This is a genomic window from Acinetobacter sp. TR11, from assembly GCF_027105035.1.
Classification (GTDB): Bacteria; Pseudomonadota; Gammaproteobacteria; order Pseudomonadales; family Moraxellaceae; genus Acinetobacter.
On record NZ_CP114256.1, the window covers coordinates 1 to 12,731 of the forward strand.

General features: G+C 39.3%; 9 protein-coding genes. 7 read left to right on the forward strand and 2 right to left on the reverse strand.

The window, feature by feature from the left end:
- The 4 genes from dnaA (at position 1) to gyrB (ending at position 6,270) form a co-directional block, all read left to right on the forward strand.
- Complete coding sequence (dnaA, locus tag O1450_RS00005) at positions 1-1,404, forward strand: chromosomal replication initiator protein DnaA (RefSeq protein ID WP_005219063.1); 1,404 nt, start codon at positions 1-3, stop codon at positions 1,402-1,404.
- Positions 1,405-1,494: 90 nt separating this feature from the next.
- Positions 1,495-2,643 (forward strand): DNA polymerase III subunit beta, encoded by a 1,149-nt coding sequence (gene dnaN / locus O1450_RS00010; RefSeq protein WP_269229234.1) that lies wholly within the window; start codon positions 1,495-1,497, stop codon positions 2,641-2,643.
- Positions 2,644-2,670: 27 nt separating this feature from the next.
- Positions 2,671-3,753 (forward strand): DNA replication/repair protein RecF, encoded by a 1,083-nt coding sequence (gene recF / locus O1450_RS00015; protein WP_269229235.1) that lies wholly within the window; start codon positions 2,671-2,673, stop codon positions 3,751-3,753.
- A gap of 48 nt (positions 3,754-3,801) precedes the next feature.
- A complete protein-coding gene (gene gyrB / locus O1450_RS00020) occupies positions 3,802-6,270 on the forward strand; it encodes a DNA topoisomerase (ATP-hydrolyzing) subunit B (protein WP_269229236.1) in 2,469 nt (822 codons plus the stop codon).
- A 113-nt stretch (positions 6,271-6,383) separates the two neighbouring features.
- Here gyrB and O1450_RS00025 read toward each other — a convergent pair whose 3' ends face one another.
- Complete coding sequence (locus O1450_RS00025; RefSeq protein WP_269229237.1) at positions 6,384-6,941, reverse strand: VTT domain-containing protein; 558 nt, start codon at positions 6,939-6,941, stop codon at positions 6,384-6,386.
- 311 nt (positions 6,942-7,252) lie between these two features.
- On the reverse strand, positions 7,253-9,181 hold the full coding sequence (locus tag O1450_RS00030) for an ATP-binding cassette domain-containing protein (RefSeq protein WP_269229238.1): 1,929 nt from the start codon (positions 9,179-9,181) through the stop codon (positions 7,253-7,255).
- A gap of 212 nt (positions 9,182-9,393) precedes the next feature.
- Here O1450_RS00030 and O1450_RS00035 point away from each other — a divergent pair, with 212 nt between their 5' ends.
- The 3 genes from O1450_RS00035 to O1450_RS00045 all read left to right on the forward strand — a co-directional run bounded on the left by O1450_RS00035 (position 9,394) and on the right by O1450_RS00045 (position 12,677).
- On the forward strand, positions 9,394-10,401 hold the full coding sequence (locus O1450_RS00035) for a putative solute-binding protein (protein ID WP_269229239.1): 1,008 nt from the start codon (positions 9,394-9,396) through the stop codon (positions 10,399-10,401).
- Positions 10,402-10,452: 51 nt separating this feature from the next.
- Positions 10,453-11,466 (forward strand): putative solute-binding protein, encoded by a 1,014-nt coding sequence (locus tag O1450_RS00040; protein ID WP_269229240.1) that lies wholly within the window; start codon positions 10,453-10,455, stop codon positions 11,464-11,466.
- A 209-nt stretch (positions 11,467-11,675) separates the two neighbouring features.
- On the forward strand, positions 11,676-12,677 hold the full coding sequence (locus O1450_RS00045; protein ID WP_269229241.1) for a putative solute-binding protein: 1,002 nt from the start codon (positions 11,676-11,678) through the stop codon (positions 12,675-12,677).
- Positions 12,678-12,731 lie beyond the last annotated feature (54 nt).

Genomic DNA, 12,731 nt, shown 5'->3' on the forward strand with positions numbered 1-12,731 from the left:
ATGCTCTGGACAGACTGCTTAACTCGCTTGCGACAAGAGCTCTCTGACAACGTCTTTGCGATGTGGATTCGTCCTTTGGTTGCTGAAGAAGTTGACGGTGTGATGCGTTTATATGCACCTAATCCATATTGGACACGTTATATTCAAGACAACCATTTAGAGTTAATTTCAATTCTTGCTGAGCAATTATCGGAAGGTCGAGTACGTCAGGTTGAAATCTTGGTTGATTCGCGTCCAGGTACTATTTTGTCTTCTCATGAGCAACCTGCAACCACGACTGCGGCTTTAAGTAACACCTCAACCACTCCAATTGTTCCTATTAAAGCTAAGAAAGAAACTGATTTGGTGCAACCAAGTCAAAATGTCACGAAAATACCAAAGAAAAGACAACTCAACCCATTATTTACATTCTCTTTATTTGTTGAAGGCCGTTCTAACCAAATGGCTGCTGAGACTTGCCGTAAGGTATTAACCCAATTAGGCGCATCTCAGCACAATCCTTTATTTTTATATGGTCCAACAGGTTTGGGTAAAACACACTTGATGCAAGCCGTAGGGAACGCACTTTTACAAGCCAAACCGAATGCACGTGTCATGTATATGACCTCGGAAAGTTTTGTACAAGACTTTGTCAGTTCATTGCAGAAAGGTAAGGTTGAAGAGTTTAAGAAAAATTGTCGTTCTTTAGATTTATTGTTGGTTGATGATATTCATTTGCTTGCTGGTAAAGAAGCAAGTCTTGTTGAATTCTTTTATACATTCAACGCCTTATTAGACGAATCTAAACAAATTATTTTAACTTCAGACCGTTATCCAAAAGAACTCACGGAACTGGATCCGCGTTTGGTTTCCCGATTCTCTTGGGGATTATCTGTTGGTGTTGAGCCACCAGATATTGAAACCCGTATCGAAATTTTGCTAAAAAAAGCTGAAAATAGTGGGGTAGATTTGCCACGAAATTGTGCTTTATTCATTGCACAACAAGTGGTCGCAAACGTTCGTGAACTTGAAGGTGCCCTCAATAAGGTGGTGGCTATTTCACGTTTTAAAGGCACTGCGATTGATTTGGATGTGGTGCGTGAGTCATTAAAAGATGTTTTAGCAATTCGTGCACGCACCATTAGTGTGGAAAATATTCAGCGTGTCGTCAGTGAATATTTCCGCATCCCATTAAAAGAATTAATCGGACCTAAGCGTACCCGTATTTATGCACGTCCGCGCCAATTAGCGATGGGGCTAGCTCGAGAGCTGACAGGGGATAGTTTTCCTGAGATTGGAATGGCATTTGGTGGTCGTGATCATAGTACCGTGATGCATGCCTGCGAAAAAGTGGTCAGCTTGCGAGAACAAGATCCAATTTTTAATGAAGATTATAAAAACTTACTTCGACTGTTACAAAGTTAATCTATTTTTCAGAGTTGCAAACTACTTTTAAGTGCAGCATAGTACACTGCTAACATTCATATCAGCTTCTGTTGTAAGAGGAATAAAATCGTGCGTTTGAAAATCGCTAAAGAAAGTTTAGTCAATGTTTTATCACATGTGGTGGGGGCTGTTGAGCGTCGCCATACCTTGAATATTCTTTCAAATGTCAAAATTCAAACCACTCAACAGGCCTTAACGATTACGGGTTCTGATTTAGAAGTTGAATTAGTCGCAAGCACAACTTTATCTGAAGGTGCTTGTTTAGAGGTAGGAGAAACAACAGTTCCTGCACGTAAACTCGTTGAAATCTGTAAATCCCTTCCGACAGCAGCCTTGATTGATTTGCAAATAACAGAAGACCAACGCTGTATTTTAAAATCAGGCAATAGCCGTTTCGTATTGGGTACCCTTCCAGCAGAAGATTATCCATTACTCACGACTGACAATAGTCAAGGTACTCAGGTTCAAGTCACTCAGCGTGAATTAAAACGTTTATTTGAAAAAACAGCCTTTGCGATGGCAGTTCAAGATGTACGTTTTTACTTAACCGGTACTTTGTTGGAAATTGATCAAAATCAATTGCGTACAGTAACAACAGATGGTCATCGTTTAGCTTTGTGTGAAGTTGCTGCTTCATCAACTGCATCTGCACCGATTCAAGCGATCGTACCTCGTAAAGCGGTTGGTGAGTTACAACGTTTACTGAGTATTGAAGATGAACAGTTGACCCTGTTGATTGGACGTGAATTGTTGAATGTCACCATCAATACGCCAAGCCGTGATAAAGAGCAGGGCGATATTACCGTGCGTTTCACCACGAAGTTAATCGATGGAAAGTTCCCTGATTATCGCCGTGTGATTCCTAAAAATGGTGATAAGCATGTCTCTATCGCTCATGATGTCTTTAAGCAATCTTTACAACGTGTTGCCATTTTAAGTAATGAAAAACTTCGTGGTGTTTTCTTGAATTTTAATCAAGATTCATTGCAGTTGCGTGCCAATAACCCAGAACAAGATGAGGCGGTCGAAGATATTGCAATTCAATATCAAGATGCACCTTTAGAAATGTCATTTAATGCGCAATATATCCTTGAAGTACTTGGTGTGCTGGATGGTGATGACGTGAAAATGAGCATGAGTGAAGCCAATCAGTCGGTGCTTGTTCAAGATCCAGCGCATCCTGATCAAACCTATGTCGTGATGCCAATGCGAGTTTAATGAAGATTGATGTTTGAGTTCTAAAGCATGCAAATCACGCGTTTAAATATCGAACGTGTACGTAATTTAAAGACGGTTGCACTCCATGAGTTGCAACCGTTTAATATTTTTTACGGCGCAAATGGTTCTGGAAAAACTTCAGTTCTAGAGGCTATTCATTTACTAGCAACAGGGCGTTCATTTCGCACCCATATTCCAAAACATTACATTCAATATGAAGCAGGGGATGCGATTGTTTTTGCGCAATCTGTCACTGAACGTATTGGTATGCAGAAGTTGGCTTCGGGCGAACAGGTGATTAAGGTCAATGGCGATACCATTGCGACTCAAGGTCAACTGGCAAAATTATTACCTTTACAGCATATCGATCCACAAAGTACCGATATTATTGATCATGGCGCAAAGCCAAGACGACAATTATTAGACTGGTTAATGTTCCACGTGGAACCTGAATTCTATTTTGCATGGCAGTATTATTCTCGCGCACTTAAACAACGGAATAGTTTACTCAAAACACGGCGTAATCTGACTTTGGCTGATTTAGAGCCTTGGAATAAAATGCTCAGTGATTATGGTGAAATGTTGCATTCACAGCGGGTCAGTATCGTTGAGCAATGGAACCAATTTTTCCATGAAGATTTAAAAATCCTGCTACCTAATCTTGAGATAGAACTGGAATACAATCCTGGTTTTCATACTGAGCAAGGTCTATTGCAAGACTTGGTTCAGCAGCATCAAAAAGATCTGGATCGGCGTTATACTGAGTATGGTCCGCATCGTGCTGATTTACGTTTAAAAACACCTTTTGGCAATGCTGATGATGTACTCTCTCGTGGGCAAAAAAAGTTGTTAATCATGGCATTAAAACTGTCACAAATTGCAATGCTACATGCGAGTAATAAGGAAACTGTGGTATTATTAGATGATCTGACAGCAGAGTTAGATGAGACCGCACAACAACGGTTAATTGAGCGATTGAGTCAGTTAGGAAGTCAAGTTTTTATGACCACCTTAGACCATGCGTCGGTATTAAAACACTTACAGGATTTGTCGATTTCTTTTCAATTATTCCACGTTGTTCACGGTCAAGTCAGTCTTGCTGCACTATAATTTTATTTCCTCATTTTTGGATAGATTAATATTTACTAGGGAGTAACCATGAGTTCAGAGTCTCAATCAGTCTCTCAAACAGAACAATCAAATGAAAAAGCTTATGATTCCTCTAGTATCAAAGTTTTACGTGGATTAGACGCGGTTCGTAAACGTCCTGGTATGTATATCGGTGACACTGATGATGGTACAGGTTTACACCATATGGTGTTTGAGGTGGTGGATAATGCCATCGATGAAGCATTAGCTGGTCATTGTGATGAAATTTTAGTCACGATTCATGAAGATGAATCTGTCAGTGTGTCGGATAATGGTCGTGGTATTCCAACAGATATTCACCCAGAAGAGGGGATATCTGCGGCAGAAGTGATTTTGACCATTCTGCATGCAGGTGGTAAGTTTGATGATAATAGCTATAAGGTGTCAGGCGGTTTACACGGTGTAGGTGTTTCAGTTGTAAATGCTTTATCAAAAAAATTACAACTTACGATTTATCGCGCTGGACAAATTCACGAGCAAGAATATCAGCATGGTGATTCACAATATCCATTACGTGTGATTGGTGAAACAGATAAATCGGGTACAACAGTTCGTTTTTGGCCAAGTGAGCTAACGTTTAGCCAAACTATTTTTAGTGTCGATATTTTGGCACGTCGTTTAAGAGAGCTATCTTTCTTGAATGCAGGTGTTCGAATCGTTTTGCGTGATGAGCGTGTCAATCTTGAGCATGTTTATGACTATGAAGGCGGTTTATCTGAATTTGTTAAATATATTAACGAAGGCAAACACCATTTAAACGATATTTTCCATTTTACCGTTGATGCTGATAATGGCATCGGGGTAGAAGTCGCGTTACAGTGGAACGATAGTTACCAAGAAAATGTACGTTGCTTTACCAATAATATTCCGCAAAAAGATGGTGGTACACACCTTGCAGGTTTCCGTGCTGCATTGACTCGTGGCTTAAACAGCTACATGGAAAATGAAAGTTTATTGAAAAAAGAAAAAGTTGCTGTGACTGGTGATGATGCACGTGAAGGTTTAACTGCAATTATTTCAGTGAAAGTACCTGATCCTAAATTCTCTTCACAAACCAAAGAAAAATTGGTTTCGAGCGAAGTAAAACCTGCGGTAGAGCAGGCCATGAACAAAGAGTTTTCTGCTTATTTACTAGAAAATCCGCAAGCAGCGAAATCGATTGCAGGTAAGATCATTGATGCGGCGCGTGCGCGTGATGCAGCGCGTAAAGCACGAGAAATGACCCGTCGTAAGAGTGCATTAGATATTGCTGGTTTACCGGGTAAATTGGCAGACTGTCAGGAAAAAGATCCAGCATTGTCTGAATTGTATCTAGTCGAGGGTGACTCTGCGGGCGGAAGTGCGAAGCAAGGTCGTAACCGTAAGATGCAAGCGATTTTGCCGCTGAAAGGTAAAATTCTAAATGTCGAACGTGCACGTTTTGACAAGATGATTTCCAGTCAGGAAGTAGGTACTTTGATTACCGCTTTGGGTTGTGGGATTGGACGTGAAGAATACAATCCAGACAAATTACGTTATCACAAAATCATTATCATGACCGATGCGGACGTGGATGGTTCACATATTCGGACCTTGTTATTGACCTTCTTCTTCCGTCAAATGCCAGAATTGGTTGAGCGTGGATATATTTATATTGCACAGCCACCATTGTATAAGTTGAAGAAAGGTAAGCAAGAACAGTACATCAAAGATAATGATGCACTTGAAACTTATCTGATTTCCAATGCGATTGATGAACTTGCATTACATGTCAGCGCTGAAGCACCAGCGATTAATGGTGCGGCATTAGCGAGCGTTATTGCTGACTACCAAGTGTCGCAAAAGAGCTTACAACGCCTCACTCAACGTTATCCTGCAAGTTTGTTGGATGGTTTACTTGAGATTGATGCATTTAAAACAGATCACAATCATGAACGTGACTATGTTGAATCATGGGCTGAGCAATTACGTGTTGCAATTGAAAAGTTACAACCAAGCTTACGCCCTGAGATTACATTAGAAGCGTTTGAACGTGAAAATGCACAAGGTGAGAAATCAGCACATTATTGGCCACGTGTCACTGTTTATGTACATAACTTACCGCATTCGTATTTACTCGATGCTGGTCTGTTAAATTCTGCTGAATATGCGCGTTTACTGAAGAACTCGAAGAGCTGGTTCAAGTTGCTTGAAGAAGGCGCTTATCTGCAAAAAGGCGAGCGTCGTATTCAGGTAAGTAATTTCCATCAAGTATGGCAACACATTTTACAAGACTCGCGCCGTGGCATGATGATCCAACGCTATAAAGGTTTGGGTGAGATGAATGCTGAGCAGCTTTGGGAAACCACAATGGATCCTGAAAATCGTAATATGTTGCAAGTGACTATTGATGATGCGATTGAAGCAGACCGCATGTTCTCATGCTTAATGGGTGATGATGTCGAGCCACGTCGTGCCTTCATTGAAGAAAATGCATTGAATGCAGATATTGATGCTTAATTAAATTGATGGGAGATTTAGTTTGTATTATTTCTCTCGTATATAAGAAAAAGGCGATGCTTGATGCATCGCCTTTTTCTTATATGAATGTTTCACGTGAAACATTCCGTTGATTAGGTTTCAACTAAATCACTGACTTGAATGAGTGCATGCCCAAATAAATAACCAGCAGTAACAAGCACACTAATCCATAATAGCGCACCTAAGATATTATAAATTACGAAATGCGTATAATTCATAGCACTAGAACCAGCTGCTAAAGGTGCAAAAGAACGCGCAAATGGGATAAAACGAGCCAATAGAATAGTTTTCCCACCATGTTTTAAGAAAAATGTATTGGTTTTCTTTAGATATTCTTGTTTGATAAATCGAGATTCCATCTTAAAAATTCGGTCACCAAAATGACGACCAATGTGATAATTCACCATGTAGCCTAAAGCCGCAGCTATAAAAAGTAAGCTAATCATATAACCGAGATGCATAAACTCAATGACTGAACATAAAGCGCCTACGGTGAGTAAAAGACTATCGCCTGGTAAAAAGAACATAAACACAAAGGCGGTTTCTGAAAAGATAATCAAAAAGAGGATCGCATAAATCCATAAGCCATATTCTTGAATTAAAATGGGAAGAATATGTTCAAAGTTAAAAATAAAATCTAAAGAATTCATTCAGTTTGTATGATCCAAAATAGAGTACTCACCAAATTGAAGTACAAAAATATAAAATGAACTTAGTTCTCAATGCGCATTTAAAAGTAATAACTTTAAAATGATAGGGTTGAGTATATCTAGCCTGAACCTAAAGCTCAATTTTATGAGAAAATTCCAATTTAGACCTTATCTGAAATGATTGGCTGAATCATGACATTTTTAGCAGGATTCTTAGTATTTTTAGTATCTTAGAAAACTGTAAGGTGGTCTTTTCCTCTGTGATGAGATAATGCCTAATTCATCATTGAGATAGAATTAGGCATTTATTTTTAAACTTCAAAAGAACTTTCTAACTCTTCAAGTTCCATCATCAACTCTAACAGTTGTTCTTCGTACTGTTCTAGCTTAGATTTTAGCTCAGTTTGTTCATTCATCAGCTTAATCAAATCATCTTTTCGATTGGCTTCGTATAAAGCACTGTCTGCCAAAGCATGTTCAATAGTGGCTAAGCGAGGCTGAACTTTCTCAATTTGCGCTTCAACTTTCTCAATATTTTTTCGAATAGGACGAGTTATTTCACGACGACGAGCCGCTTCTTTACGTTGCGCTTCTTTGTCTACTTTTGTTGCTGAGGTTTGAGGACTTGCTGTTTGCTGCTGTTGTGTATTTTGTGCATTGATTTGTTGTTGGCGTGCTTCACGTAACCATTTCGCATAGTCTTGTAAATCACCCTCAAACTCCGTGCATTGACCTGCATGAACCAAAAGTAAGTCATCACATACACTGGCAATTAATTGGCGTTCGTGTGAAACCAATACCACAGCACCATCGAAATCTTGTAGAGCCATACTTAAAGCATGGCGCATATCTAAGTCTAAATGGTTGGTGGGTTCATCTAGAATTAAAACATTTGGGCGCTGCCATACGATGAGGGCTAAAGCTAAGCGGGCACGTTCACCGCCTGAGAAACTTTCACACGGCGTATCCATACGTTCGCCACTAAAACCAAAACCACCTAAAAATGACCGTAAAGTAGCTTCACTGATTTTTCGATCAGCTATGCGAGCCAATTGCAGCATTGGACTGGCATTGGCATCTAAAGCATCCATCTGGTGCTGAGCAAAATATCCAATATTGAGTAATTCTGAGGCTTTACGTTCGCCAGCAAGTAATGGCAAATCACCCACTAAAGTTTTGATCAGCGTTGATTTACCCGCGCCGTTCATCCCTAGTAAACCAATACGAGAACTTGGAGTAATTTGCAGACGAATTTTTTCAGCAATCATTTTATCGCCATAACCAATCGTAGCTGCATCTAGACTAAGGAGTGGTGAACTCATTTTAGTAGGTTCACGAAAACTAAAGGTAAAGGGGGTGTCGACATGGGCAGGTGCAAGTTGTTGCATGCGTTCCAACTGTTTGATACGGCTTTGCGCTTGGCGAGCCTTAGTTGCTTGGGCTTTAAAGCGGTCAATATATTTTTGAATATGTGCGCGTGTTTCGAGTTGCTTTTCATAAGCTTGTTGTTGTTGTGCCAAACGTTCTGCACGAGTGGTTTCAAAGGTCGAGTAGTTCCCTGTATATAAGGTTAACTCTTGATTTTCGATATGCAGAATATGGTCGGTAATTGCATCTAAAAAGTCACGATCATGCGAAATGAGGACTAACGTTCCTTCATAAGCTTTAAGCCAATCTTCTAACCATAAAATCGCATCTAAATCCAAATGGTTCGTTGGTTCATCCAGTAACAGGAGATCTGAACGGCTCATCAAGGTACGTGCTAAGTTTAAACGCATCCGCCAACCACCAGAGAAGCTTGCGACATTTAAACGGATTTGATGGTCAAGAAATCCTAAACCTGCCATTAATTGGGCTGCTTTAGCCGGTGCTGCATAACCATGAATTTCATCAAATCGACCATGTAATTTGGCTAAATCATCATTACTTAGCTGGTCTGGATGAGCTAATTTTTCTTGAATATCCCAATATTCTTCGTCACCAGACAAAACAAAATCAATTGCTGGCATTTCTAAGGCTTTAATTTCCTGAGCCATGTGCGCCACAGTCCATACCGCAGGACGGGTTAGATTACCTTCGTCAGCAACCACGCCACCTAAGAAAGCGGAAAAGAGTGTTGATTTACCTGCACCATTCACGCCAGTAAGACCAATTTTCCAGCCAGGGTGAAGCTGCATCGATGCTTTTTGAAATAGGACTCGCCCACCACGGCGTAAAGAAACTTGGTCAAATTGAATCATGAGTCTGCAAGGTCGCAAAGAGATAGCTGCATTTTAAGGTGATCGCCCATGAATGCAAATTTTTATATTACAGATCAAACTGATCGAATTAAATCATTCAATCAATAAAAAAATAGAGCAAAAGCTCTACTTTTGTCATGCAAATCAGATTATTATTTAGTTTATATGAAAAAATAAGTAACAAGACTAGAAAGATAGAAACAGGATTATGAATGAAGAATGGAATTCTTGCATTAGGGGCGATGCTACTTTTGGGTTTAAACACTCAGGTAAATGCCTCAACCACAATTTGTGTTTTCGATTTATTGGGTAAGTCTGGTGAAGCCTACAAAGCCATGGAGGAATGGGCACTGGCTGCAAAAACATGGCGCGCTGACATTCATTTAATTAGCTATCAAAGTGAAGCACAAGCTGACAACGATTTTGAGCAAGGCAAATGCGATGGCGTATACATGACCTCTATGCGTGCACGTCGTTATAATAAATTTGCAGGTTCTGTCGATGCCATTGGTGCTGTACCGAGCTATGCGATTGCGCAAAAAGCAATTAGTTTTGCCTTGGATCAACGTAATCAACGTCGTCTGACCAGTAGTATAGGTAATCAGGTCTACGAAGTTGTCGGTATATCACAAATTGGTCTGGCTTATATTTTCGTTAAAGATAAAAAAATGGATACCATTGAGCAAATCAAGGGTAAAAAATTTGCTGTTCTAGCCTATGACGAAGCACAGAAAATCGTTGTGAAAAGCCTTGGTGGGCAAGCGGTCCTTTCAGACATTTCCGATATCGCTAAAAAATTTAACAATCGCCAAGCCGATATTATGGCCGCACCAGCTTATGCCTATAAACCATTAGAACTCTTTAAAGGTTTGGGAAATGATGGGGCAATTATTACTTTTCCAGCTGTCAACATGACCATGGATTTGATTATCCGTCCTGAAAAATTCTCAAGCAACTTTGGTCAAAATTCGAGAAATTGGTTCTTGAATCGTTTGAATAATAATTTTGCATTAATCCAAAGAATCGAGGCTGAACTACCAGCGAAATATAAAATTAATCTGAGCAATGAAGACAAAATGCGTTATCAGCAAATTTTGCGTGAAGCTCGAATTGGTTTAATTAAAAAGGGGATTTACGACGCCAGTATGATGAACGTTTTAAAGCGTGCCCGTTGTACTGTAGAACGTACCAATTTTGAATGTACCCTCGGTGGAGAATAATTTTTTAGTTTTTTGTGTGTTTGATAATTTGATTTTTTGCAGGGAAACGAAATGAAAAAGGGGTTGTTTGTTTTGGCTGGCTTAGCACTTATGGGTATGAGTGCAACTGGTCAAGTTCAGGCTAAACAAAATGTATGTGTATTTGATTTACTTGGTAAAGCAGGTGAAACATTTAAAATTACTGAAGAATGGGCAATTGCAGCTAAAGGATGGCAAGCAGATATTCGTTTGCTCTCTTATCAAGATGAAGCAAAAGCGCAAAATGATTTTGAGGCGGGTAAATGTGATGCTGTTTATATGACCTCGATGCGTGCTCGTAAGTACAATCGTTTTGCAGGGTCGATTGATGCAATTGGTGGGGTTACAAATAATCATGTCGCGCAAAAAGCGATTAGTTTTGCTTTGGACAAGAGAAATAAGCGTCGTTTATTGGCAAATGTCGATAATCAGAATTATGAAGTTGCGGGTATTTTACAATTTGGTTTGGCATATGTATTTGTACACGACCGCAATTTAAATACGATCGAAAAGGCAAAGGGTAAAAAGTTTGCCTACTTGCAATACGATATTGCACAAAAAGAGATTGTTGATAGTTTGGAAATGGTTTCCGTGCCTTCTGAAATCTCAGATTTTGTTAAAAAATTTAATAGCTATCAGGTAGATGTGATTGCTTCGCCAGCTTATGCATATAAACCCTTAGAAATTGAGCGAGGAATTTCAAAAGGTGGTGCAATGTTTTCGTTTCCTGTAGTCAACATTACGGGTGATTTGATTATTCGTCCAGAGAAATTCCCAGCGAATTTTGCTGCACAATCAAGAGAATGGTATGTTGATCAATTACCAAGAAGTTTTGCATTAGTGAAACGTCTCGAAAATGGGATTCCAAATAAATATAAGTTGAATCTTCCGAAGGAAGACGAAGTGCGTTACCAGAAAATTTTACGAGAAGGCCGTATTCGTTTAACCAAACAAGGAGTCTACGATCCAATTATGATGAGTGTATTAAAACGTGCTCGTTGTACAGTAGAAAGAACAAGTTTTGAGTGTTCTTTAGGAGGCGAATAATTCGCTTTTGTAATCTAAGTTAAATAGAGTGATTATTTTTGATAAATGATCACTCCATAAAACATTTGTGAAAATGTGATTTGGGTTGTAAAAAAACATAAAAAACCGGCTTATGTCGATAAATACACTAGGTTTTTAGGCAGAATTTGACTATATTTGTCTCAATTTGGCGTAAAAATATGCAAAAACAGCAAATAAGGGAAAACAAGATGAAAAAAGGAATTTGGGCATTGAGTGCTGCGACTCTATTTGTTATGACCACTCCTGTACAGGCAAAACAAGAAATTTGTGTATTTGATCTATTGGGAAAAGCTGGCGAATCTTACAAACTTGTTGAAGAGTGGAAGCTTGCCTCAAAAACATGGCAAGCTGATGTTGAGCTGATCCCTTATCAAGATGAAGAAAAAGCAGAGAAAGATTTTGATGCGGGTAAATGTGACGGGGTTTATATGACTTCGATGCGTGCTCGTAAATATAATAAATTTGCAGGATCGGTTGATGCTGTAGGCGCGGTGACTAGCAATGCGATTGCACAGAAAGCAATTACTTATGTGCTTGATAAGCGTAACCAACACCGTTTAACTGCAACAACCAATGGTGAAAAATACGAAGTTGTTGGTATTATTCAAGTTGGCTTAGCCTATATTTTCGTACGTGATAAAAATATAGATACGATTGAAAAGGCCAAAGGCAAAAAATTTGCGTATTTACATTATGATCAAGCGCAAAAAACGATTGTTGAAAGCATAAATCTTGTTGCTGTGCCCTCTGATATTTCAGATTTTGTGAAGAAGTTTAACAGTGGTCAGGTTGATGTAATTGCTGCACCAGCATATGCATATAAACCTTTAGAGATTAATAAAGGTTTAGCAAATGGTGCATTATTTAATTTTCCAGTTGTGAACATCACGGGAGATTTAATTATTCGCCCTGAGCAATTCCCGAGTGGTTTTGGTACCCAATCTCGACAATGGTTCGTGAACAAATTGCCAAGTAACTTCGCAATGGTACAGCGCTTAGAAGCGGGTATGAATGCGAAAAGAATTACATTGTCTAGTGAAGATAAAATTCGCTATCAAAAAATGTTGCGTGATGGGCGAATGAATTTGACCAGACAAGGGGTCTACGATGCCAGCATGATGAACGTCCTCAAACGAGCACGTTGTACGGTTGAACGCACTAACTTTGAATGTTCTTTGAGTGCCGAATAGTTATAGTTTTGTTCCTGAATTTATAAATTGATTAACAAAAGTCATCACTTATCA

Excerpts from the sequence above, each read along its gene's own strand:
- O1450_RS00030 (WP_269229238.1), bottom strand. The coding sequence starts at position 9,181 with ATGATTCAATTTGACCAAGTTTCTTTACGCCGTGGTGGGCGAGTCCTA.
- O1450_RS00035 (WP_269229239.1), top strand. The coding sequence starts at position 9,394 with ATGAAGAATGGAATTCTTGCATTAGGGGCGATGCTACTTTTGGGTTTA.
- O1450_RS00045 (WP_269229241.1), top strand. The coding sequence starts at position 11,676 with ATGAAAAAAGGAATTTGGGCATTGAGTGCTGCGACTCTATTTGTTATG.
- dnaA (WP_005219063.1), top strand. The coding sequence starts at position 1 with ATGCTCTGGACAGACTGCTTAACTCGCTTGCGACAAGAGCTCTCTGAC.
- O1450_RS00025 (WP_269229237.1), bottom strand. The coding sequence starts at position 6,941 with ATGAATTCTTTAGATTTTATTTTTAACTTTGAACATATTCTTCCCATT.
- O1450_RS00040 (WP_269229240.1), top strand. The coding sequence starts at position 10,453 with ATGAAAAAGGGGTTGTTTGTTTTGGCTGGCTTAGCACTTATGGGTATG.
- gyrB (WP_269229236.1), top strand. The coding sequence starts at position 3,802 with ATGAGTTCAGAGTCTCAATCAGTCTCTCAAACAGAACAATCAAATGAA.
- recF (WP_269229235.1), top strand. The coding sequence starts at position 2,671 with ATGCAAATCACGCGTTTAAATATCGAACGTGTACGTAATTTAAAGACG.